This window comes from Lacinutrix undariae, from assembly GCF_052934785.1.
In genome coordinates this window covers 887,139-909,860 of record NZ_CM128809.1, presented here as the reverse complement: position 1 = coordinate 909,860, position 22,722 = coordinate 887,139, and the positions used below count along the sequence as shown (strand labels likewise).

Sequence of the window (22,722 nt, the reverse complement as noted above, 5' to 3'; positions counted from 1 at the left end):
TGTTACTCGTTAATTACTTCAACAGTTTGTTTGTCTTTCACGCTACGTGCACCTTCTTTTACAACTTCAGCTCCATCTTTAATACCGTCTAAAACTTCAATAACGTCACCTTGTGTTTTTCCGGTTTTAATAATTACCTTGTTAGCTACACCTTGATTTTTATCGTTTTTGTCTGTAATCACATAAACGTACTGTTCACCTTCTGCATTTTCTGAAACTATACTTTGCGGAATTAATAACGCTTTCTCATTAGTGTAATCATTAATTTTAAGTTTAGCTGTTAAGTTAGGTTTAATGTCTTTTGCTTTGTTAGGAATACCAACTTCTACTTTAAATGTACGGTTTGCAGGATTGATAAAATCTCCAGCTTGACGAATAGTTGTTTGTACTGTTTTTCCTAATACCGGAATTAATACTTCTACATTTTTACCTTTTACAATATTAGAAATATAGCTTTCTGGTACATCAGTTTCAATGTACATATCGTTTAGGTTTATAATACGCATTAATTGTGTCTGTCCGGCAGCAACTACATTTCCTTTTTCTGTAATAACATCATCAATTGTTCCTGTAAAAGGTGCTCTAACTATTGTTTTTGCAACTTGTTGTTGTAATTGACTTACGGCTTTACTTTGTGCTTGGTAAGTAGATTTTGCTTGTAAAAACTGAATTTCGCTACCAATATTTTGGTTCCATAAACGTTGTTGACGTTCATAAGTTGTTTTTGCTAATTCTGTTTGAATTTGTAATTGTGCTAACTGTTGTCCTAATCCTCCATCGTCAATACGTGCTAAAATTTGACCTTTAGTTACTTTTTGACCTTCGGTTACATTTACAGCTGTAAGAATCCCACTATACTCAGGGGTAATTACTAATAAGTTTTTGGTAGTTACGTTTCCTTGAATTTCTAAAACGTGATTAAAAACTTCTTCTTTAGCTGTAATAGTTGTGATTAATGGTACATGTTTTACGGTATCAATCTCCGCAATTTTTTGATCTAATAATTTTATTTTTCCGTGAATTGCATCTTGTTCTCCTACAAGTTCAGCACGTTTTGTTCTTATGGTATTAAGATCGTTGCTTTCTAAGATTTTTTCTACGGAATTTCTTTTCTTTTCGCCTCCACAAGAGACTAGTAATATAGTGACGATAAAAAGTGAAAATATATGTTTCATGGTTGAGAGATTGTTTTTGATTGAGTTTAGTTAAGTTCTACGGTGTTTAAAGCTGTTTCTAAAGCTGCTTTAGTGTTTATAACATCTAGCATAGCTTGTAAAAATTCTTGTTGCGCAGTATATAGTTGGGTTTGTGCTTGACGAAGCTCAAAACTAGAGGCAATACCTTCAAAAAATTTGGTTTGGTTTTTTTGCTCTATACGTTCGGCTAGGTTTAAGTTTTGTTTTTTGTTGTTGTAATCTTCAATAGCAAATTGGTAATCACTTTTTGCAGATGTAATTTGAAACTTTAATTGTTGTTCAGTTTCATTTAAATCTTCTTGAGATTTTTCTAAGTTTATTTTTGCGCGTTGTGTGGCTGCACTTCGCATTCCTGAACTAAATATTGGAATACTCATACTTACTCCAAATGCTGAAGAACCGTACCATTTTTGACTGTTTTCAGTAAAAGTAAATGTGTCGCTGTTTCCTGTGTAAGCGCCATTTATAAAAGCGTTTAAGGTTGGTAAAGCTTTGCTTCTTTCAAGTTTTACAAGTAATTCTTTTGATGTTTTATTGTTTTCAGCAATAAGGTAATCTATCGTGTTTTCAACTGCTTCATCGCTTTCTAATAATTCTAAGCTAATATTTTTTGCGGTTAAAGTTTCTAGATTATCTGTAAGTGTTGTTGGTGTGTTTAAATCTATACCTATAGTAATGTTTAGCATTTGATAGGCTAATTTTTTTAATCTGTTGGTATTGTTTAACTGACTTTTTACACCCGATAATGTAATTTGAAGTTGCTCTACGCTTTCTTCTTCTTCTAATCCGTTTTCAAAAATTTTAGTAGTTTCATCTAAGTTTTTCTGAAGCACTTCAATATTTTTATTTAGAATGGCGATGCTTTCTTCTGCTAAAAGTACATTTCCGTAGGCATTAATAACAGAAGTTCTAATGCTTAAATCGGTTTTAGTTTTAGCATTTTTTGAAATTTCTAAAAATACTTTTGCAGATTGTAATCCTACAAGATAAGAGCCGTCAAATAGTTTTTGAGTTAAAGTTGCAGTCGCGCTTAAAGATTGTGGTTGTCCTAACACAAACTCTTCATTGGTGCCATCGCCATCTAAATCGACAGGTGTAATTTGTTGTTTTAGCCAGTTATTATAATCTACGCTAGCATTAATTTGAGGTAAACCACTTGCGGTTGTTTCCCATTTTTGTTGCTCGGCAGCTTCAATATCTTTACCTGCATTTATTACGGTGCGATTGTGCTCCAAAGCATAATCTATAGCTTCTTGTAAACTGTAGCTTTGTGTATCTTGCTGTGCAAATCCAGTGAGGGATAATAAGACACTAAAAACAAATATAAATTTGTGTTTCATTTTATGATTGATTTGATGTTATAAATTTATTTAAAATTATCATTCCATTGTTGGTAACAATGGCTCTTAAGTGGTATTCTAGATAGCTCTCTATTAAATATTCCATATTAAATTGTTCTTGTGGAAAAATGGTTTCTTCTTTAATTCCAATCATTCCGCTAAAATACATTCTCGAAATAAATTCCACATCAATATTTGGCCTGAATAAACCGGTGTCAATTCCGTTTTGAAGACTATGTTTTACAGATTTGTGCATTTTGTCAAACTGTTTTAAATGCAATCTGTTGTGAATTTGTGGGTAATATTTTTTAAGCTGATACCTAGGTGAAGTTTTTTCATTCTTTAGGTGCGTCATTACAAACATTTTTATGTCGTATAACTCTTCAATTGGATTTTTTGAAGCACCACAAATACAATCAATACCTGTGCATATAGACTCAAAAAGTTCAAAAGTAACCGCTTCTACAAGTTTTGTTTTGTTAGCAAAATGTACATAAATTGTTTTTTTAGATATTCCTATTTTATGAGCAATATCATCCATCGTAACGCTTTTAAAGCCTAACGATAAAAATAATTCTGCTGCTGTGTTAATAATTTGTGTTCTCATAATTGAGTGCAAAAATACATTAGGAAACTTTAAAAACCTAAAAAGTTTCCTAAGTTTTATTGATTTTTTAATATTCGTTAAAGATGTTGCATTAGTTATTTCATTTGCATTATTTTTGCGGCATGCAAAACGTACCATTTTACCAAGACGCATTTACGTCGTATTTAAAAAAGTTTACAGTTGATAGAGAACCAGCTTCTTTATATAGTCCTATCAATTATATTTTAACCTTAGGCGGAAAGCGTTTACGCCCGGTGTTAACTTTAATGACTGCCGAAATTTTTAACAGTGATCATAAAGTAGCTTTAAATGCAGCTTTAAGTATTGAAGTGTTTCATAATTTTTCATTAGTGCATGATGATATTATGGATGATGCGCCTTTACGTAGAGGAAAAGAAACGGTACACGAAAAATGGGATCTTAATACTGGTATTTTATCTGGAGATGCGATGCTAATTATGGCATATCAACTTTTTGAAAATTACGAACCACATACGTTTTTAGCACTTGCAAAATTATTTAGCAAAACAGCTTTAGAAGTTTGTGAAGGACAACAATATGATGTTGATTTTGAAGAAAGAGATGACGTAACCGTTGCTGAGTATTTAAAAATGATTGAATACAAAACGGCTGTTTTAGTTGGAGCAGCAATGCAAATGGGAGCAATTGTAGCTGGTGCATCTAGCGAAGATCAAAAAGGAATTTACGAATTTGGTAGAAATTTAGGAATAGCATTTCAACTTCAAGATGATTATCTAGATGCGTTTGGAGATCCTAAAACTTTTGGAAAACAAGTAGGGGGAGACATTATTGAAAATAAAAAAACCTTCCTATATATTAAAGCGGTAGAATTCTCTTCGGAAGAAGATAAACAAGAGTTACAACATTTATTTAGTGTAAACCCAACAGATACTTCAGATAAAATAGAAACTACAAAACAGATTTTTAAATCTAGTGGTGCTGCCGAAGCAACCAAGAAAGAAATTGAACGTTTTACCAATATTGCTTTTCAAGTTTTAGATGGTTTAGCAATTTCTGAAAACCATAAAGCAGGATTAATGCAGTTTGGTACGCAATTAATGAATAGAGAAGTGTAATGCAATTACCAGAAAATTTTGAGGGACTTATAAGTGAAGCAACAACTAATAATTTGTACGCAAAACTTATAAAACAATTAAATAAAGATTTCCTGTATGCGAATATAGATTTAGATTTTGAAGAAAATATATCTCCTTCAAATTTAAAACTGAGTTTACATGAAACAGTATATAAGTTAATTCAAGATAAATTTGCCGAATATCTTAACCTATTATATATAGTTGATGTTTCCGAAGAAAAAATAAAACAACTTGATGGTAGCGATACGTTAATCCTATCCCAACAAGTTGCTTTTTTAATTTTAAAACGTGAATGGCAAAAAGTGTGGTTTAAACAACAATATTCTTAAAAATAAATTCTCGCAAAAGGCATCCAAGCTGTAGCATAAATACTGTCACTTTCATTATACAATACATCGTATCTAATTCCTATTGTAAAATTATCAGTACGATAACCCGCACCTAAAAATAGCGCTGGATACCAATAATTTTCATTCTCAATGGCAGAATTGTCCCACTTTCTACTCACGTTAAGTTCTTCAAATTCTGCTGATAATTGAATGTCATTAATAGGATTAAAGAATCCTATTAAACTACCTCCAATAATAGTAGATTTATAAACGTTTTTTCTTGAGTTATAAGTACCATTTAAGCCTACTCCTAAAGAAAAATAGTCGTTAAAATCATAAATAGCACTCGGGGCAATAGTAATACTGAAAAAATCGTTAGTAAAACCTGCGCCGGCGCTTCCACCAAATCTTACATTTTTCCAAAATTCATTAGGGGGTGAACTGCTATTTTGAGCAGATAATCCGGCTGTAATTGTAAGAAGAAAAGCTATTAAAAACTTAACTTTTGAAGATGTGTAATACATATAATTTTGAGTTTTTATACGGTTTTTGAAAATTTTAGTTAATAATCTCTTATAAATATACTAAAAGCTTACCTATTTTTACTAAAAGTTGTATTTTTGATTGAAATTTTGATTGAACGATTCAGTTTTAAATTATATATGGATAAATATTCCTTTTTAAACGCAGCACACACAGCATACTTTGCTGAACTTTACGACCAGTATTTACAAAACCCAGACTCTATTGAACCTAGTTGGAGAGCCTTTTTTCAAGGTTACGACTTTGGTACTGAAACTTACAATGATACCGTTGAGGTGTCAGAAAAGATTTCAGCCGAAGTTCCAGAACATGTTCAAAAAGAATTTCAAGTTGTAAATCTTATCGATGGTTACAGAACACGCGGACACTTGTTTACAAAAACAAACCCAGTTCGCGAACGTAGAAAATATGAACCTACACTAGAACTTCAACATTTTGGTTTGTCACAAGCCGATTTAGATACCGTTTTTAGTGCCGGTGAAATCATAAAGATTGGAGCACAATCTTTACGAGAAATCATTAAACATCTTGAAAGCATTTACTGCGACTCCATTGGAGTAGAGTATATGTATATAAGGAATCCAGAATTAAGAAAATGGATTCAAGGGCGATTACATGTAAATGATAATCACTCTAACTTCTCTTCAGATCAGAAAAAAGGTATCCTAAAGAAACTTAACGAAGCAGTGTCTTTTGAAAGTTTTTTACATACAAAGTATGTAGGACAAAAACGTTTTTCTCTTGAAGGAGGTGAATCTTTAATACCAGGATTAGATGCACTTATTGAAAGCGCAGCAGACCAAGGTGTTAAAGAATTTGTTATGGGGATGGCTCACCGTGGGCGTTTAAGTACGCTTACCAACATCTTTGGCAAATCGGCAAAAGATATCTTTAGTGAATTTGACGGAAAAGATTACGAAGAGAAAGTTTTTGATGGTGATGTAAAATACCATTTAGGATGGACTAGTGATCGTGTTACTAATTCTGGAAAGAAAATAAACCTTAATATTGCTCCAAATCCATCTCACTTAGAGACCGTTGGTGCAGTTGTTGAAGGAATTACAAGAGCAAAACAAGACGATAAATACGTAGATAACCCATCGCAAGTATTACCAATAGTAGTACATGGTGATGCGGCAATTGCTGGACAAGGTTTAGTATACGAAATTGTGCAAATGGCACAGTTAGATGGATACAAAACAGGAGGAACTATACATATTGTGGTGAATAACCAAATTGGGTTTACTACAAATTACTTAGATGCAAGATCAAGTACTTACTGTACAGATATTGCAAAAGTAACATTGTCGCCAGTATTACACGTAAATGCAGATGATGCAGAAGCAGTAGTACACGCTATGTTATTTGCTTTAGATTTTAGAATGACATTTAAACGTGATGTTTTTATTGATTTATTAGGATATAGAAAATACGGGCATAACGAAGGTGATGAACCACGTTTTACGCAACCAAAACTATACAAAGCAATTTCTAAGCATAGCAACCCAAGAGATCTTTACGCACAAAAGCTAATCGCTGAAGGTGTAATTACTAAAGATCACGTGGCACAATTAGAAAAAGACTATAAAGATTCTTTAGAAGTGAAACTTGAAGATTCACGTAAAGAAGACAAAACAGTAATCACTCCGTTTATGCAAAATGAATGGGTAGATTATGTGACTGTTGAAGAAGATAAAATGCTTAAAACTGTTGATACAACGTATTCTAAAGAAGGGTTGACTAAAATAGCTAAAGTGATTTCTAACTTACCAGAAAACAAGAAATTTATCCGAAAAATAGAACGTTTAGTGCAATCTAGACAAACGATGTTTGATGGTGATAAATTAGATTGGGCTATGGCCGAACATTTAGCATACGGCTCTTTATTAGAAGAAGGACACGATGTAAGAATGTCTGGACAAGATGTAGAAAGAGGAACATTCTCTCACCGTCACGCTGTTGTAAAAGTTGAAGACAGTGAAGAAGAAATTGTATTACTTAATAAATTAAGTGACAAACAAGGGAAATTCTTTATATATAATTCATTATTATCAGAATACGGAGTAGTAGGTTTTGATTATGGATACGCTATGGCAAGTCCAAAAACATTAACCATTTGGGAAGCACAATTTGGAGATTTCAGTAATGGAGCTCAAATTATGTTAGATCAATATATATCGGCAGCCGAAGATAAGTGGAAACTTCAAAACGGATTAGTGATGTTGTTACCTCACGGTTACGAAGGTCAAGGAGCAGAACACTCTTCAGCTCGTATGGAACGTTACCTACAACTATGTGCAAAAGACAATATGTTTATTGCAGATTGTACAACACCAGCCAACTTTTTTCACTTATTGCGTAAACAAGTAAAAGCGAAATTTAGAAAACCATTAATAGTATTTACTCCAAAAAGTTTACTAAGAAATCCAAAAGTGGTATCTTCCGTTGAAGAATTTGCTAATGGAAGTTTCCAAATGTTAATTGACGATGCTAAAGCAAAAGCTGAAGCCGTAAAAACATTAGTATTTGTAACAGGTAAATTCTATTACGATTTATTAGAACAACAAGAAAAACTAGAACGCACAGATATCGCTTTAGTGAGAATAGAACAATTATTCCCATTACCAGAAGCAGAAATTAAAGCTGTTTTAGCAAAATATACAAATGCAGACGATATTGTTTGGGCACAAGAAGAGCCAAGAAACATGGGGGCTTATAGTCACATGCTAATGAATCTTGATGAAGCAAAAACATTTAGAGCAGCAACAAGACGACCATACGGTGCACCAGCAGCAGGTAGTTCAACACGTTCTAAAAAACGTCATCAAGAAGTTATAGACTTTGTTTTTGACAAAACAAAAAATAATCAGAGATAATTAAACAATACAAAACATAAAATTATACAACAATGATTTTAGAAATGAAAGTTCCTTCACCGGGAGAATCTATTACAGAAGTAGAAATTGCAGAATGGTTAGTTGCCGATGGTGATTACGTTGAAAAAGACCAAGCCATAGCAGAAGTAGATAGTGATAAAGCAACACTAGAACTTCCAGCAGAAGCTAGTGGAATAATAACACTTAAAGCCGAAGAAGGTGATGCCGTAGCAGTTGGTGAGGTTGTTTGTTTAATTGATACAAGCGCAGCAAAACCAGATGGTGATGCTCCAGTTAAAGAAGAAACAAAAGCCGAAGCTCCAAAAGCCGAAGCACCTAAAGCAACTCCAGTTGCAGCAGAAACAAAAACTTACGCAACAGGTACAGCAAGTCCTGCAGCTAAGAAAATTTTATCTGAAAAAGGAATGCAAGCATCTCAGATTTCAGGATCAGGTAAAGATGGTCGTGTAACTAAAGATGATGCTGTAAATGCAAAACCATCTATGGGAACTCCTACAGGAGGATCTCGTGGAGAGTCGCGTTCAAAATTATCAATGTTACGTCGTAAAGTTGCAGAACGTTTAGTTGAGGTTAAAAACACAACCGCAATGTTAACAACGTTTAACGAGGTAGATATGTCTCCAATTTTTGCGTTACGTTCAGAATATAAAGAAGCTTTCAAAGCAAAGCATGGCGTAGGTTTAGGATTTATGAGTTTCTTTACACTAGCAGTAGTTAGAGCTTTAGAAATGTATCCAGCTGTAAACTCAATGATGGCAGGAAAAGAAATGATTTCTTACGATTTTTGTGATATTAGTATTGCTGTATCAGGACCTAAAGGTTTAATGGTGCCAGTAATCAGAAATGCAGAAAATTTATCATTTAGAGGGGTTGAATCTGAAGTAAAACGTTTAGCACTTCGTGCAAGAGACGGTCAAATTACTGTTGATGAAATGACAGGTGGTACATTTACAATCACTAATGGTGGTGTATTTGGAAGTATGTTATCTACACCTATTATTAACCCACCACAAAGTGGAATTTTAGGAATGCATAATATTATTGAAAGACCAATTGCTGTTAACGGACAAGTGGTAATTCACCCAATGATGTATGTTGCATTATCTTATGATCATAGAATTATTGATGGTAAAGAAAGTGTAGGATTTTTAGTAGCAGTAAAAGAAGCTCTTGAAAACCCAACAGAATTATTAATGAATAGTGATATTAAAAAAGCTTTAGAGTTATAGAGCATACTTTTTAATAACTAAATAAAAAGCGCAAATCAGAAATGATTTGCGCTTTTCTTTTTTTATAATAAAGACTAACTATAAAAAATTAACAAGAATATTTATTGAGATAACTAAAATTGCTGTGATGATTAAGCCTATAATTAAATATTTATTTAGAAAGCTAGGTTGTTTACTCATTTAAGTAGATTTAAAAAATAAGAATTAGGATCTTTTTTTAAAATTAAAAGCTCTGAATCATTACAATTCAGAGCTTTCAAAAATTCTCCCTAAGAACTAATTAATAGCATTGTAAATATCAGAAATGTTTAGCTGTTATACAATACGTAGTTATACGTATATTTTGAGGTATTTTGGATATTTATACATCTTTTTATAAGAAAAGTACCCGTATTCTATTTTTGTTACTGTTTTATCTGCCAATTTCTAACAAAAAAAACACAAAACATAATGTTTTGTGTTTTCTCTTTCTTGATAAGTAGGTTAAGATTATCTAAGGCAGACTATAATATTCATAAATATTACCAAAATAGCACTTAATACTAAAGTAATAATAAACGGGGCGTCCAAAAGTGAAAACTTGTTTTTCATGATTTTATGATTGAATACCTTTTAAGAAAACTCCTTAATGCCTTTTTTTGAAATTAAGGAGTTGTCTTCTTAAAAAATGATTAATAGCACTGTAAAGGTCACTATTATTTACGTGTTGTACAATACGTAGAACTACGTAATTTTCAATTTAAGAAAGATTCGTTCTCCTTTGCAAATAGCGAAAGGCTAGTGTGCTTGGGCTCTAAGCCTACTTTTTTTATAATATTGCTTTTGTGCTTTTCTACCGTTCTACTCGAAATAAACATGATTTCTCCAATTTCTTTTGCTGTGTTGTTTTTAGCAATAAGTTTTAATACGTTTTTTTCGGTAGGTGTTAAATTGAGCAAGTCTGCAGGGATCTTTTCAGTCTCTAAGTAAGATAATAATTCTGGACTAAAATAAGGGGTATTATTTAATACAGATGCAATGCAGGTTTCAATTTCTGCTAAAGCAAATTCTTTTAATACGTAACCATATATATTAAGCACTTTGGCTTGGTTGTATATAGATTCGTCTTTTTCAAAAGTGATGAGTATTATTTTGGTACTATAGTTTAAGTCTTTGCATTTTTTTGCAATATCTAAACCTGTAAGAAAAGGCATTTGTATATCTAAAATGGCAATTTCAGGCTTAAGTTCTTCGATAAGGTTAAAAGCTTCTTTTCCGTTTTTTGCACTCGCTAGAACATTGTATTTATATTCTAACAAAAAATCATTAAGTCCTTTAAGTATTAGGGGGTGATCGTCGGCTATTATTATTGACGTTTGCATGTACTATTATTTTAGGGGTATCTTAGGTAGTAGTAAATATAAGTACTATTCGGTATATATTACTATATATGACTAAGGTTTAAGGTAGAGATATTTTTTCTCGTAATCTATAATTCCTTTACACTGTTTTAAAATGTCAGCACCTATAATTCCGTCTACAGGTTTAGAGTCTCTACTTATTAAAGCTGTATTTACATGCGTAAGATCAAATAAAATTAAAGCTACTTTTTCTTTTTTCCACTTTCCTATTTTAAGCTTGTTTTTCTTTGCTATTTGCGTAACCATGTCTGTTGCACCTGCTCCAGCTGCTTTTATAGACGATTCTTTTGCTTTTAATTTAAATTTAGTAATAGCTTCAAAACCTACACAAGAACTCGATGCACCTGTATCTAAAATAAAAAAACCTTTTACACCATTTATAGAGGCTTTAATTTCAATATGATTAGTTTTTGTAAGATGCAATTTAATTTTTGTGTATCCTTTGCTTAAAAGAAAGTGTTGCAAGCTGTTTTCCATACCTTTGTTTTTTTTAAGCAAATATAATCCTAATAAAAGATTTATTTTTACAAAATGATTATTACAGATACCCATACCCATTTATATAGTGATGCTTTTGATGGCGATAGAACCGAAATGATTGAGCGTGCTATTGCAGCTAATGTATCTCGTTTTTTTATTCCTGCTATCGATTCGTCTCACACCGAAGCAATGTTACAGTTAGAAGCCGATTTTCCGAAACATGTGTTTTTAATGTCAGGTTTGCATCCAACTTCCGTGAAGGAAAATTATAAAGAAGAATTAGCACATGTTGAAGAGTTATTAGCAAAGCGTTCGTTTTATGCTATAGGCGAAATAGGCATCGATTTATATTGGGATACTTCAACATTAAAAATTCAGCAAGATGCTTTCAGAAAGCAAATTCAATTAGCAAAACACTATAAATTACCTATAGTAATTCATTGTAGAGAGGCTTTTAATGAAGTGTTTGAAATTTTAGAAGAAGAAAAAGGCGATGATCTTTTTGGGGTTTTTCACTGTTTTACAGGAACATTAGCACAAGCGCAACAAGCCATTTCTTATAATATGAAATTAGGAATTGGTGGAGTAGTGACGTTTAAAAATGGAAAAATTGATAAATTTTTAAAAGAAATAGATTTAAAACACATTGTGTTAGAAACCGATGCACCTTATTTAGCACCAACACCATATAGAGGTAAGCGAAATGAAAGTGCCTATGTTGTGAATGTATTGGATAAACTTTCGGATATTTACCAACGTCCCCAAGCAGAAATAGCCAACATTACCACACAAAATTCAAAAGACATTTTTAAAGTATAAATTATATGGAGCAGCATCACCCAAATATTCTTTTAATATATACCGGCGGAACCATTGGTATGATTAAAGATCCAGATACTGGCGCTTTAAAAGCTTTCGATTTTAATAATTTACTAAATCGCATCCCTGAGTTAAAGCTATTAGAATGTAATATTAATACGGTATCTTTTGATGAACCTATTGATTCTTCTAATATGAACCCAGAATATTGGGTGCAAATGGCCGAACTTATTGAAGATAATTACCACCAATTTGATGGTTTTGTAGTATTACACGGCAGCGATACCATGAGTTATACCACTTCAGCATTAAGTTTTATGTTAGAAAACTTAGCAAAACCAGTTATTTTAACAGGATCTCAATTGCCAATAGGAGATTTACGTACCGATGCCAAAGAAAATTTAATCACTTCTATACAAATGGCTTCTTTACAAAAACAAGGAAAACCAATAATAAGAGAAGTAGGATTGTATTTTGAATACAAATTATACCGTGGTAATCGTACAACAAAGTTAAATGCTGAACACTTTGAAGCCTTCGAGTCGCTTAATTATCCACATTTAGCAGAATCAGGTGTACATCTTACTATTAATTATGCCAATTTATTTAAGCCTAACGCAAGAAAAAAACTAGTAGTTAGGAAAATATTTGATACCAATATTGCGTTAATAAAATTATATCCAGGAATTAGTGAGACCATATTATATAGTATTATTAATACCGAAGGATTAAAAGGAGTTATTATTGAAACCTATGGTGCAGGAAATGCAACTACCGAAGATTGGTTTATAGATTTACTAAAAACCACCATAAAAAAAGGCATTAAAGTGATCAATGTGACACAATGTTCGGGCGGAAGTGTCAGTATGGGGCAATATGAAACTAGTTCGCAGCTCAAAAATGTAGGAATTATCTCAGGAAAAGACATCACTACAGAGGCTGCAATAGCAAAATTGATGTATTTGTTAGGTCAGAATATATCTGCTAAAACGTTCAAAACCATCTTTGAAACTTCATTAAGAGGAGAATTGTCTTAAAATTAACTTACAAAATTTTAGCATTCAAAGATTTTTTTGTTATTTGACCCACTAATTGAAGAACTAAAATTAAAGAGAGGTGGCCGAGTGGTCGAAGGCGCACGCCTGGAAAGTGTGTATACCTCAAAAGGGTATCGAGGGTTCGAATCCCTTCCTCTCTGCTGTTTTTTATTTTTTAATTGCAAATTTTTTATATCTTTAACACTTTAACTAATAAAATTAAGATTCAGAACAATGAAAAGATTATTTTCTATCCTAGCCATAGCTGGAACAATGGCTTTCGGAACTGTTAATGCAAATGCATACACGACAACAACAGCAACAACAACAGTTGCTACAGTAACACAAGACGATGACGCAGCTCCTGCTGAAGAACTTGGGTTTCATCAAGAATTAAAGAAACGTTTTATTGAAGGTGGACCAGGATTTATGGGAATTGTATTGCTTTGTTTAATCTTAGGATTAGCAATTGCAATTGAAAGAATTATCTTTTTAAACTTATCTACAACAAACAGTAAAAAGTTAACTCAAAACGTAGAAGACGCATTAGCATCTGGAGGTTTAGATGCAGCTAAAGAAGTTTGTAGAAACACTAAAGGGCCTGTTGCCTCTATCTTTTACCAAGGTTTAGACAGAGCAGATGGAGACATCGATGCTGCTGAAAAAGCTGTAGTAGCTTATGGTGGAGTACAAATGGGACAATTAGAGAAAAACGTATCATGGATTTCTTTATTTATCGCTTTAGCACCAATGTTAGGGTTCATGGGAACTGTAATTGGTATGATCCAAGCCTTCGATAAAATTGAAGCAGCTGGAGATATGCAACCATCATTAGTAGCTGGAGGTATTAAAGTTGCCTTATTAACAACTGTATTTGGTCTTGTAGTGGCTATTATACTTCAAATTTTCTACAATTACATTATTGCAAAAATTGACAGTATTGTAAATGATATGGAAGATGCTTCTATCACATTGATAGATATGTTAGTAAAACACAAAAAATAATAAACAACTATGAGTTTACATAAAATTTTAAAAATAGTAGCTGCGCTACTAGGACTAGCAGGAGTTATCTTCTTGGTTAGAGTTCTCTCTGTAGGAGATGAAGCTATCAAAGGAGGAGATAATGGATCTGTTGATGCAATCGTGTATTTAGCTCGTTATATGTTATATGCTACAGTTGCAATAGTTGCTGTATTTGTAATTAAAAATTTATTTACAAATACTTCAGGACTAAAAAATACTTTAATAGGAATTGGAGCTTTCGCTGCCGTACTAGTAATCTCTTATGCATTATCTAGTGGTGCTGATGGACAAACTTATACGTACAACGGACAAATAGCTACAGAAGGAGAATCTCACTTAGTAGGAGCTGGATTAATGGCTTTTTACGTACTAATGGTAGTTGCTGCAGGAGCATTGTTATTATCAGGAGTTAAAAAAATGATTAAGTAATTATGGCAAAAAGATCAGCACCCGAAGTTAATGCAGGATCAATGGCTGATATTGCATTCTTACTTCTTATTTTCTTCTTGGTGACAACAACTATTGAAACCGATACAGGTTTAAATAGAAAATTGCCTCCAATTGAAGATGTTACCGACCCACCTGTTATTAAACAGAAGAACATTTTTACGGTATTAATCAATAAAAATGATCAATTACTTGTTGAAGACGACATTATGGATCTTAAAGATTTACGTCAAGCAGCAGTAGAGTTTTTAGATAATGGTGGAGGAGTAGGTGAAGTTGCCTGTGATTACTGTAATGGGAAAAAAGATCCTAAGTCATCAGATAATCCAGACAAGGCAATTATCTCTTTAAAAAATGAAAGAGAAACAACCTATGGAACATATATTTCTGTACAAAACGAACTTGTAGCAGCGTATAACGAATTAAGAAACAAAAGAGCTTTAAAGCTTTATGGAAAAACTTTTATCGAATTACAAGCTGATTACGACGACGTAAATTATAGAGGTAATAAAACCAAGTTAAAAGAACAAATTGAAAAGATAAAACTTGAGTATCCTCAAAAATTATCTGAAGTTCAATAATAATTTAGAAACCTAAGATTTATGTCTAAATTTAACAAGAAAAAATCAGGCGAATTACCAGCGATTTCAACAGCATCTTTACCGGATATTGTATTTATGTTATTGTTCTTTTTCATGGTAGCGACTGTAATGCGTGATAATAGCTTAAAGATTAAAAACGAATTACCAAGTGCAGATCAAGTTGAAAAACTAGATAAAAAAGATTTGGTAATGTACATATATGTAGGGCAACCTTCAGAACGTTTTGAAGCTCAATTTGGTAAAGAAGCACGTATTCAATTAAATGACAAATTTGCAGATGTAAGTGAAGTAAAAGCATTTATAGCAGCAGAAAGAGCCTCGAAAAGAGAAGAATTAGTTCCATATCTTACTACTGCTTTAAAAGTAGATAAAGATGCAAACATGGGGATTGTAGGTGATATTAAACAAGTTCTTAGAGAAGAGAATGCGTTAAAAATTAACTATACAACCAGAAATGGAGATATTTCTCAAAACGAGAAGCGATAATTTTATTATTTAAAATTTATATTAAGCATCCTGATTTTTATAATCAGGATGCTTTTTTTTGTATCTTGAATTAAATATTTTTGCAAAATGAAATCAGTTTTAGTTTTTTTTATAACCTGTTTTATTACTGGATTTAGTGTTGCTCAAAGCGCTATCGATACCACTGAGATAGATAGTCGCTATCGCGAAGATCAATTTTATGCATCAATAACTTATAATATTTTATCTAATAAACCAAAAGGATTATCTCAAAGCGGTTTTTCTAGTGGATTTAGTTTAGGGTTTATTAGAGATATGCCTATCAATAAACAGCGTAATAAAGCTATAGGTCTTGGCCTTGGATTGTCTTATAGCTCATACAATCAAAACTTACTTATTCGAGATGTTAGCGATAATTACACCTATACTGTTTTAAGTGGTGATGATGATCAAGCTTATACCAAAAACAAATTTTCTACCTATGCTATTGAAGTTCCTTTGGAATATAGATGGCGAACTTCTACAGCCGAGAGTTATAAGTTTTGGCGTATCTATCCTGGGTTTAAATTTAGTTACCTTTTAGGAAATCAATCTAAACATACTGGCGATTTAGGAGAATTTGTACATACTTCCAATAAGGATTTCAATAACTTACAGTATGGTTTTACCATGAGCGCAGGTTATGATAATTGGAATTTTAATGCCTATTACGGATTAAATGGTATCTTTAATAATGATGCGACTATTGATGGTGAGAAAATAGACCTTAGTGTGATTAAAATAGGTTTAATTTTCTACATTTTATAACCAATAATTTAAGAGTATTAATTGTGGTGATAAACCAACAATAAACCCAATAATAAGCTCAATTGGTGTATGCGCTTTAATATGTAATCGTGAAGTTGCAATACCTCCCAAAATAATACACATTAAGGCAATTGTCCCGTTTATATTTATTTTAAAATGAATAGCTAAAGCTATGGCAAACATAAAAAAACCTGCCGACCCAATCATATGAATACTCGCTTTAAACTTAAATAAAGCTAAAATTAAACAGGTTAGGGTAGAAAAAAATATACCTAAGAAAAAGAAATACAGTTCTGGGATTTCTTCAAAAGTAAATACACGTGTTAAAATCAGTAAAATAATACCAATGTTTATAGCAAGTGGTACAAGGCGTTCTTTGGTGGTTTTTAGGTAAAATGAATCTACTCTATTTAAAGTTTTAAGTAGATAATATAGTAAAATAGGTAAGGCGATTGTGAGTATGGTTATTGAAAATACTTTAGCCTTTACAATTGGTTCTGGAATAAAACGCGGTGTTTTTGAAAAATAAAATACCACCCCAAGAAGTGGCATTAAAATAGGATGAAAAATAAACGATAGCGCTCTTAAGAGTTGATTCATCATATCTTTTTACGTAATCGTGCGACCGGAATATCTAATTGTTCTCTGTATTTTGCAACAGTTCGTCTTGCAATAGGATAGCCTTTTTCTTTTAAAATAGTAGCTAATTTTTCGTCTGTAAGTGGTTTTTTCTTATTCTCTTCTTCAATAACAGTTTCAAGAATTTTTTTAATTTCTCGAGTAGAAACTTCTTCACCTTGATCATTTGTCATTGATTCTGAAAAGAATTCTTTTATCAATTTTGTTCCGTAAGGCGTGTCTACATATTTACTATTTGCAACACGAGATACGGTTGAAACATCCATTTCTATCTCGTCGGCGATATCTTTAAGAATCATAGGTCTTAATTTACGCTCATCACCGCTTAAGAAGTATTCTTTTTGATAATGCATAATAGTACTCATCGTTACAAAAAGCGTCTGCTGACGTTGCTTAATGGCTTCAATAAACCATTTGGCTGCATCTAGTTTTTGTTTAATAAATAAAACCGCATCTTTTTGTGATTTAGATTTGTCTTTAGCTTCCTTATAGCCTTTCATCATATTGCTATATTCTCGCGATACATGAAGCTCTGGGGCGTTTCTTCCGTTAAGGGTTAAATCTAATTCCCCATCTATAATTTTTATAGCAAAATCTGGTACAATATGTTCTACAATACGATTATTACCGGCGTACGAACCTCCTGGTTTTGGATTAAGATGTTCTATTTCTGTAATAGCATCTTTAAGTTGCTCTTCTGTAATATCGAATTTTTGAAGTAATTTCTTATAATGTTTCTTAGTGAATTGCTCAAAAGCTTTGTCTATAATTGCTATGGCTAATTCTACATCTGGCTGTTTTTCTTTTCGGTGTAATTGAATACTCAAACACTCTTGAAGGTTTCTAGCGCCAACTCCTGCGGGATCTAACTGATGTACTTTATGTAATACTTTTTCTATACTTTCTTCATCGGTATAAACACCTTGAGTAAAAGCTAAATCGTCAACAATATCAATTAACGAGCGGCGTATGTAACCACTTTCGTCTACACTTCCTACTAAAAATTCGGCAATTTCATGTTCGTCATCTGTAAGACGAAATGTGTTTAATTGATTGGTAAGGTGTTGTGTAAATGAAGTTCCTGCAGCGTAAGGCACGTTTTTTTCTTCGTCATCTGCACTGTAATTATTGGCTTGTGTACGGTATTCTGGAACCGCATCATCGCTTAAATACTCATCAACATTTATATCTTCGGCATTGATGCTATCATTATCGTTGTAGTCATCTTCCGAATTGTCAAACTCATCAAACTTATCTTCAAATTCATCAGTAGATTCTTTCCCACTTTCAAGCGCTGGATTTTCTTCCATTTCTTGCTTTAAGCGTTGCTCGAAAGCTTGTGTTGGCAACTGTATCAATTTCATTAATTGAATTTGTTGCGGCGACAACTTTTGAGATAATTTAAACTGTAAAAATTGTTTAAGCATGAATGTGTTTTTGTCTTTATGTTATAAAAGTAATAAAAAAAAACCTGTGTCGTTTTAAAACTACACAGGTTATATTTTTTTAATTAAAATTCAGCATTCTGTGGTGTTCTAGGATAAGGTATTACATCTCTAATATTACCCATTCCGGTTGCAAACATAACTAAACGTTCAAAACCTAATCCAAATCCTGAGTGTACTGCTGTACCATATTTACGAAGGTCTAAATACCACCATAATTCTTTCTCATCAATATTTAAGGCTTTCATTTTTTCTTTTAAAACATCTAAACGTTCTTCACGTTGCGATCCTCCAACCATTTCTCCAATTCCAGGGAATAAAATATCCATGGCTCTAACGGTTTTTCCATCTTCATTCAAACGCATGTAAAACGCTTTAATATTTGCTGGGTAATCAAATAAAATTACCGGACATTTAAAGTGTTTTTCAACTAAATAACGTTCGTGTTCACTTTGTAAATCTGCTCCCCATTCTTCAATGATATAATTGAATTTTTTCTTCTTGTTAGGTTTACAGTTACGTAAAATATCTATGGCCTCTGTGTAGCTTACACGTTTGAAGTTATTATCAACAACAAATCTTAATTTTTCAACTAAGCTCATTTCGCTACGTTCGGCTTGTGGTTTTGTTTTTTCTTCGTCTAATAATCTGCTTTCTAAAAAGGTAAGATCATCTATATTGTGTTCTAATATATAGCCTAAAACAGATTTCATAAAGTCTTCTGCTAAGTCCATATTTCCGGCAAGATCCATAAAGGCAACTTCAGGTTCTATCATCCAGAATTCAGACAGGTGACGAGATGTGTTTGAGTTTTCGGCTCTAAATGTTGGTCCAAAAGTATATACTTTACCAAGAGACATGGCGTAAGTTTCAGCCTCTAATTGTCCTGAAACAGTAAGATTAGTCTCTTTTCCAAAGAAATCTTCTTTATAATCAACAGATTTATCGTCGTTTAATGGTGGGTTTTTAGCATCTAAGCTAGTCACTTTAAATATTTCACCAGCACCTTCTGCATCACTTCCTGTAATGATTGGTGTGTGCATATAGTAAAATCCACTTTCATTAAAATACTTGTGAATTGCAAAAGATAATGACGAACGTAAACGCATTACTGCGCTAAATGTATTGGTTCGTGTACGTAAGTGTGCATTTTCACGTAAAAATTCAAAACTGTGTTTTTTAGGTTGAATAGGGTAGGTTTCAGGGTCTGAATCTCCAAGAATTTCAATGCTACTCACTTTAATTTCTACAGATTGTCCTTTTCCTTGACTTTCTACTAATTCACCTTTAATATGAACTGCAGCTCCCGTAGTAATACGTTTTAGAGTGTCTTCATCTGTGTTTTCAAAGTCTACAACACATTGTATATTATGTAGTGTAGATCCGTCATTTAAGGCAATAAAGCGATTAGCTCTAAAAGTTCTTACCCAACCTTTAATGTTAATTTCTTGTAGTGTAATGTCTTTAGACAGTAATTTGGCAACAGTATTTGTGTTCATTTTTTTTATTTTTTACGATGCAAAGATAAAAAAGGATTTATGTTTTACTTCGCTATGAAGATAAAAAAGATGTGGATTAGAAATAAAATGTTGCTTTAAACATAATATAGCGTTCTATGAGGTTATAAGAAGAACGTGATGTTGAATAATCATTAACGTTTAGAGTTTTAAACTCTTTTTCGTTCATGAGGTTTTTTGCCAAAATTGTGTATGATAAATTACTGTTTTTGGGTTTGTAACTTGCTTGGGCTTCAATGAAATTATAATTAATTTGTTGTGATACATCTGGTAAAATATAAATGTATAAAGCATTAATGTTTATTGCATCATTTATTTTTATGATTGTTTTTAATTGGTTTGTAATGCTATTGGCAGTGTATGATACGTCTGTTTTGTAGGTGACATTGTTGTATGTGAATTTGTTTTCAAAATTGATAAGGGTTTTAAATTTTGTTCTATTTACATATTCTAATTGTAAATCATTAATTAAGATATTTCTAAAATTTGAGTTGTTTAAAACACTTATATTTTGAGAAATGCCATAACTTGTATTTATTTGAATGGTTGAGTTTAAAAAAATAGAATACGTTTCGGCATTTAAATATAGGTTGTAACTGTTTAAATTTATAGTTTTTAAAAATGTGTTTGTTATAGATGTGATGTTGTTAATTTCGTTATCATAAAAATAATTATTCTGATTTCTGGTATAAAAACCGCCTATGTTTAGTATGTGTTTATTATAAAAATCATAATATTTTAGGTTGATATTTGCGTTGTGAGATTTTAAGTTATCTAATGAAATAGTATTGGTCTTAAAACTTCTGTAATCTGTTTGTACAAAATTTGTAAATAAGTAGTCGTTTTTGGGCAGGTTTTCGTTGTAATTGTAAGCGAGTTGTAAGCTCATTTTTCTCGAAAAAGAATAATGATGTTTCATATATGGCAAAGCAATCAGTTTTTTTTCTGCTGTATAATTTGCCGATGACTCATCTTTTAAAGTTAAGTTATTGTATTGCAATTTTGTTCCTACATCTATGGTATATCTGTGAAATTTAAGGCGGTATCCAGAGTTTAAAAAATAGCGTTCTATATGATATGTATTTCTATTTGTAAACGTGTTTTCTGTGGTATTTTGTGTCTGTGAGTTTTGTAATAATGAATTAAAGTTATTATGTGTTAACTGGTAACCTGCTTCAATTTTATATTGGTTTTTGTTGTGTAAACCAACTAAATCTGTTTTAAATGAAATATTGTTTTTTTTGTAGGTGCTAGTTTGTTGGTTAAGAGGTGTTATTGCGTTGTTGTTAATAAGTTCTGTATTCGGTGAGATGTTTAAAACTTGCGGTGCTTCACTATAACTGTAGTTTAAAACACTTTCTAATGCTGTATTTTGGTTTAACCTATAGGTTAGGTTTAACTGGTTTTCTATTAAAGTGCTTTTGCTATCTAAATTTGAATTTTGTAAAAAACTGTTGTTATCACTAAAGTCTGTAGTGTTTATATTTTTATAGTTATAATTACCTGTGTAGTTCCAATGTAGGCTATCTGTTTCTTTATTTTCAAAGTTGATGTTTGCATTAAAGAATAGTGGCTTTTTACGAAGCTTATCGCTTGTTTCAATTAGTACACCATTATCAGTATCACTATTTAATGTTGTGCTGCTATAATTGGTTCGTTTTAAAGCATCTATTTGTCCATTAAGGTTGAGTCTTAAATTCGATTTTTTAAAAAGCTTAAAAAGAATATTACTGTTATTGGTAATGTTATTATTAAAATTATGGTAAGATTCGTCTAATAGTGAGTAAATATTACCTTCGTTAATAAGTTTTGTAGCGGCTTTATCAATGTTTTCTTTAAAGGTGTAACTTTCGGAATTCCCTATATTATTTGCTGAAATAACATTTAATAGTTTTGCTTTTTTATTTATAACTATACCTACTAAGTGAGCGTCATAGTATTCTTTATAGGCGTATCCTAAGCTGGCATTTCCTGATAAATCTATTTTCCCTTCTTTTAGTATCAAATTAAGTGCTACATCTTCGGTATCTCTTAATCCTTTTTTTAGCTCATTATCGTCATAGTTGTCTATGCCTTCTATTTTATCTATGATATCAATATTTATGTTTTTTGAGCCAACAGTATAGTTTGCTCCAAACAAATCATCGCCATCTAAAAGTAATTTTTTTATAGATTTTCCTTTGTATGAAATTGTACCATCATTACTCACTTTAATTCCTGGGAGTTTTTTTAGTAAATCTTCTACTGTTTTTTCTGTGCCGTCTTTATGTTTTTCAACATTATAAACGGTAGTGTCTTTTTTTACAGTTATTCTTTTTTCAGTTCTAATGACAACGTTATCAAGAATATTAACTTGTTCTTTTAATGTAACATCAACTTTTATACTATCATTTTTAATAGTGAAATTAGCGAGTTGCTTTTTTTGAGATTGGTATAAAAAACTATTAAATTCTACAAATAGACTGTCTTTAGAATGATTTAATTTTAAAGTGTATTTACCATTATTATCTGTAGATGTGTATTGTAAAATTTCAGATGTGTTGTGCCGCTTTATTAATATGGTGATGTTAGGTAAAACATGAGTGCTATCTTTTACAATTCCTGTTAGGGTTTGTGAAAAACTAATATATGTGGTACCAAAAAACAGATACAATAAAAAGAGATGTATATATTTTTTATGAGAGGAATTGTTGGTGTAACTCATACATTAAGAATCTTTTATATAAAAAAGGCTAAAACATAATAACTGTTTTAGCCTTTATCTGTACTAAGCTATTTT

21 protein-coding genes and 1 tRNA gene are annotated in these 22,722 nt (G+C 31.9%); 12 read left to right on the top strand and 10 right to left on the bottom strand.

Features of this window, described 5'->3' with window-relative positions; genetic code table 11:
* Positions 1 to 2 precede the first annotated feature (2 nt).
* Genes ACU4C5_RS04090 through ACU4C5_RS04080 form a run of 3 tightly spaced genes read right to left on the bottom strand, consistent with a single transcriptional unit; the run spans position 3 to position 3,143 of the window.
* Entirely contained in the window at positions 3 to 1,175 is a 1,173-nt protein-coding gene (locus ACU4C5_RS04090) for an efflux RND transporter periplasmic adaptor subunit (protein ID WP_446845787.1), read from the bottom strand.
* A gap of 26 nt (positions 1,176 to 1,201) precedes the next feature.
* The gene (locus ACU4C5_RS04085) at positions 1,202 to 2,536 is read right to left on the bottom strand and encodes a TolC family protein (RefSeq protein ID WP_446845786.1); all 1,335 of its coding nucleotides are present in this window, start codon (positions 2,534 to 2,536) and stop codon (positions 1,202 to 1,204) included.
* Position 2,537: 1 nt separating this feature from the next.
* Entirely contained in the window at positions 2,538 to 3,143 is a 606-nt protein-coding gene (locus ACU4C5_RS04080; RefSeq protein WP_446845784.1) for a TetR/AcrR family transcriptional regulator, read from the bottom strand.
* Positions 3,144 to 3,265: 122 nt separating this feature from the next.
* On the opposite strand from ACU4C5_RS04080, the gene ACU4C5_RS04075 reads away from it, so the two are divergent.
* Together ACU4C5_RS04075 and ACU4C5_RS04070 are read left to right on the top strand one after the other, a co-directional pair.
* Positions 3,266 to 4,240, top strand: a complete 975-nt coding sequence (locus ACU4C5_RS04075; protein ID WP_446845783.1) for a polyprenyl synthetase family protein — start codon at positions 3,266 to 3,268, stop codon at positions 4,238 to 4,240.
* Positions 4,240 to 4,590 carry a hypothetical protein gene (locus tag ACU4C5_RS04070; RefSeq protein ID WP_446845782.1) on the top strand — a complete coding sequence of 117 codons (351 nt, stop codon included), beginning with the start codon at positions 4,240 to 4,242 and terminating at the stop codon, positions 4,588 to 4,590. The genes ACU4C5_RS04075 and ACU4C5_RS04070 overlap by 1 nt, the downstream gene beginning before the upstream one ends.
* Here the strand turns inward: ACU4C5_RS04070 and ACU4C5_RS04065 are convergent.
* On the bottom strand, positions 4,587 to 5,114 hold the full coding sequence (locus ACU4C5_RS04065; protein WP_446845781.1) for an alpha-ketoglutarate decarboxylase: 528 nt from the start codon (positions 5,112 to 5,114) through the stop codon (positions 4,587 to 4,589). The genes ACU4C5_RS04070 and ACU4C5_RS04065 overlap by 4 nt on opposite strands.
* 138 nt (positions 5,115 to 5,252) lie before the next feature.
* Between ACU4C5_RS04065 and ACU4C5_RS04060 the strand changes: the two genes are divergently transcribed.
* Together ACU4C5_RS04060 and odhB are read left to right on the top strand one after the other, a co-directional pair.
* Positions 5,253 to 8,009: a 2-oxoglutarate dehydrogenase E1 component gene (locus ACU4C5_RS04060; protein ID WP_446845780.1), complete on the top strand. Its 2,757-nt coding sequence runs from the start codon at positions 5,253 to 5,255 to the stop codon at positions 8,007 to 8,009.
* A 32-nt stretch (positions 8,010 to 8,041) separates the two neighbouring features.
* Positions 8,042 to 9,259: a 2-oxoglutarate dehydrogenase complex dihydrolipoyllysine-residue succinyltransferase gene (gene odhB, locus ACU4C5_RS04055; RefSeq protein ID WP_446845779.1), complete on the top strand. Its 1,218-nt coding sequence runs from the start codon at positions 8,042 to 8,044 to the stop codon at positions 9,257 to 9,259.
* 734 nt (positions 9,260 to 9,993) lie between these two features.
* On the opposite strand, the gene ACU4C5_RS04050 is transcribed toward odhB, so the two are convergent.
* Positions 9,994 to 10,620, bottom strand: coding sequence for a response regulator (locus ACU4C5_RS04050; RefSeq protein WP_446845777.1), 627 nt, complete (start codon positions 10,618 to 10,620; stop codon positions 9,994 to 9,996).
* Between the two features lie 72 nt (positions 10,621 to 10,692).
* On the bottom strand, positions 10,693 to 11,136 hold the full coding sequence (locus ACU4C5_RS04045; RefSeq protein WP_446845776.1) for a retropepsin-like aspartic protease: 444 nt from the start codon (positions 11,134 to 11,136) through the stop codon (positions 10,693 to 10,695).
* Positions 11,137 to 11,190: 54 nt separating this feature from the next.
* On the opposite strand from ACU4C5_RS04045, the gene ACU4C5_RS04040 reads away from it, so the two are divergent.
* From ACU4C5_RS04040 to ACU4C5_RS04005, 8 genes are all read left to right on the top strand, one after another.
* Positions 11,191 to 11,958 (top strand): TatD family hydrolase, encoded by a 768-nt coding sequence (locus ACU4C5_RS04040; protein WP_446845775.1) that lies wholly within the window; start codon positions 11,191 to 11,193, stop codon positions 11,956 to 11,958.
* Positions 11,959 to 11,963: 5 nt separating this feature from the next.
* Positions 11,964 to 12,995 carry an asparaginase gene (locus ACU4C5_RS04035; protein WP_446845774.1) on the top strand — a complete coding sequence of 344 codons (1,032 nt, stop codon included), beginning with the start codon at positions 11,964 to 11,966 and terminating at the stop codon, positions 12,993 to 12,995.
* 73 nt (positions 12,996 to 13,068) lie between these two features.
* A tRNA-Ser gene (locus tag ACU4C5_RS04030) sits at positions 13,069 to 13,156 on the top strand.
* A gap of 73 nt (positions 13,157 to 13,229) precedes the next feature.
* The gene (locus ACU4C5_RS04025) at positions 13,230 to 14,000 is read left to right on the top strand and encodes a MotA/TolQ/ExbB proton channel family protein (protein WP_446845773.1); all 771 of its coding nucleotides are present in this window, start codon (positions 13,230 to 13,232) and stop codon (positions 13,998 to 14,000) included.
* Positions 14,001 to 14,009: 9 nt separating this feature from the next.
* On the top strand, positions 14,010 to 14,450 hold the full coding sequence (locus ACU4C5_RS04020) for a hypothetical protein (protein ID WP_446845772.1): 441 nt from the start codon (positions 14,010 to 14,012) through the stop codon (positions 14,448 to 14,450).
* A gap of 2 nt (positions 14,451 to 14,452) precedes the next feature.
* Positions 14,453 to 15,049 carry an ExbD/TolR family protein gene (locus tag ACU4C5_RS04015; RefSeq protein WP_446845771.1) on the top strand — a complete coding sequence of 199 codons (597 nt, stop codon included), beginning with the start codon at positions 14,453 to 14,455 and terminating at the stop codon, positions 15,047 to 15,049.
* A gap of 21 nt (positions 15,050 to 15,070) precedes the next feature.
* The gene (locus tag ACU4C5_RS04010; protein ID WP_446845770.1) at positions 15,071 to 15,556 is read left to right on the top strand and encodes an ExbD/TolR family protein; all 486 of its coding nucleotides are present in this window, start codon (positions 15,071 to 15,073) and stop codon (positions 15,554 to 15,556) included.
* 87 nt (positions 15,557 to 15,643) lie between these two features.
* Positions 15,644 to 16,342 carry a porin family protein gene (locus tag ACU4C5_RS04005; protein WP_446845769.1) on the top strand — a complete coding sequence of 233 codons (699 nt, stop codon included), beginning with the start codon at positions 15,644 to 15,646 and terminating at the stop codon, positions 16,340 to 16,342.
* On the opposite strand, the gene ACU4C5_RS04000 is transcribed toward ACU4C5_RS04005, so the two are convergent.
* From ACU4C5_RS04000 to ACU4C5_RS03985, 4 genes are all read right to left on the bottom strand, one after another.
* Complete coding sequence (locus ACU4C5_RS04000) at positions 16,337 to 16,945, bottom strand: hypothetical protein (protein ID WP_446845768.1); 609 nt, start codon at positions 16,943 to 16,945, stop codon at positions 16,337 to 16,339. The two genes, ACU4C5_RS04005 and ACU4C5_RS04000, sit on opposite strands and share 6 nt — an antisense overlap.
* Complete coding sequence (gene rpoN / locus ACU4C5_RS03995; RefSeq protein WP_446845767.1) at positions 16,942 to 18,408, bottom strand: RNA polymerase factor sigma-54; 1,467 nt, start codon at positions 18,406 to 18,408, stop codon at positions 16,942 to 16,944. Before rpoN ends, ACU4C5_RS04000 begins: the two co-directional genes overlap by 4 nt.
* An 83-nt stretch (positions 18,409 to 18,491) precedes the next feature.
* Positions 18,492 to 19,925 (bottom strand): asparagine--tRNA ligase, encoded by a 1,434-nt coding sequence (gene asnS / locus ACU4C5_RS03990; RefSeq protein WP_446845766.1) that lies wholly within the window; start codon positions 19,923 to 19,925, stop codon positions 18,492 to 18,494.
* Between the two features lie 76 nt (positions 19,926 to 20,001).
* Entirely contained in the window at positions 20,002 to 22,647 is a 2,646-nt protein-coding gene (locus ACU4C5_RS03985; protein ID WP_446845765.1) for a hypothetical protein, read from the bottom strand.
* Between the last annotated feature and the right edge of the window lie 75 nt (positions 22,648 to 22,722).

Coding starts and splice junctions, on each gene's coding strand:
- ACU4C5_RS04090 (WP_446845787.1), bottom strand. CDS start 1,175: ATGAAACATATATTTTCACTTTTTATCGTCACTATATTACTAGTCTCT.
- ACU4C5_RS04085 (WP_446845786.1), bottom strand. CDS start 2,536: ATGAAACACAAATTTATATTTGTTTTTAGTGTCTTATTATCCCTCACT.
- ACU4C5_RS04080 (WP_446845784.1), bottom strand. CDS start 3,143: ATGAGAACACAAATTATTAACACAGCAGCAGAATTATTTTTATCGTTA.
- ACU4C5_RS04075 (WP_446845783.1), top strand. CDS start 3,266: ATGCAAAACGTACCATTTTACCAAGACGCATTTACGTCGTATTTAAAA.
- ACU4C5_RS04070 (WP_446845782.1), top strand. CDS start 4,240: ATGCAATTACCAGAAAATTTTGAGGGACTTATAAGTGAAGCAACAACT.
- ACU4C5_RS04065 (WP_446845781.1), bottom strand. CDS start 5,114: ATGTATTACACATCTTCAAAAGTTAAGTTTTTAATAGCTTTTCTTCTT.
- ACU4C5_RS04060 (WP_446845780.1), top strand. CDS start 5,253: ATGGATAAATATTCCTTTTTAAACGCAGCACACACAGCATACTTTGCT.
- odhB (WP_446845779.1), top strand. CDS start 8,042: ATGATTTTAGAAATGAAAGTTCCTTCACCGGGAGAATCTATTACAGAA.
- ACU4C5_RS04050 (WP_446845777.1), bottom strand. CDS start 10,620: ATGCAAACGTCAATAATAATAGCCGACGATCACCCCCTAATACTTAAA.
- ACU4C5_RS04045 (WP_446845776.1), bottom strand. CDS start 11,136: ATGGAAAACAGCTTGCAACACTTTCTTTTAAGCAAAGGATACACAAAA.
- ACU4C5_RS04040 (WP_446845775.1), top strand. CDS start 11,191: ATGATTATTACAGATACCCATACCCATTTATATAGTGATGCTTTTGAT.
- ACU4C5_RS04035 (WP_446845774.1), top strand. CDS start 11,964: ATGGAGCAGCATCACCCAAATATTCTTTTAATATATACCGGCGGAACC.
- ACU4C5_RS04025 (WP_446845773.1), top strand. CDS start 13,230: ATGAAAAGATTATTTTCTATCCTAGCCATAGCTGGAACAATGGCTTTC.
- ACU4C5_RS04020 (WP_446845772.1), top strand. CDS start 14,010: ATGAGTTTACATAAAATTTTAAAAATAGTAGCTGCGCTACTAGGACTA.
- ACU4C5_RS04015 (WP_446845771.1), top strand. CDS start 14,453: ATGGCAAAAAGATCAGCACCCGAAGTTAATGCAGGATCAATGGCTGAT.
- ACU4C5_RS04010 (WP_446845770.1), top strand. CDS start 15,071: ATGTCTAAATTTAACAAGAAAAAATCAGGCGAATTACCAGCGATTTCA.
- ACU4C5_RS04005 (WP_446845769.1), top strand. CDS start 15,644: ATGAAATCAGTTTTAGTTTTTTTTATAACCTGTTTTATTACTGGATTT.
- ACU4C5_RS04000 (WP_446845768.1), bottom strand. CDS start 16,945: ATGATGAATCAACTCTTAAGAGCGCTATCGTTTATTTTTCATCCTATT.
- rpoN (WP_446845767.1), bottom strand. CDS start 18,408: ATGCTTAAACAATTTTTACAGTTTAAATTATCTCAAAAGTTGTCGCCG.
- asnS (WP_446845766.1), bottom strand. CDS start 19,925: ATGAACACAAATACTGTTGCCAAATTACTGTCTAAAGACATTACACTA.
- ACU4C5_RS03985 (WP_446845765.1), bottom strand. CDS start 22,647: ATGAGTTACACCAACAATTCCTCTCATAAAAAATATATACATCTCTTT.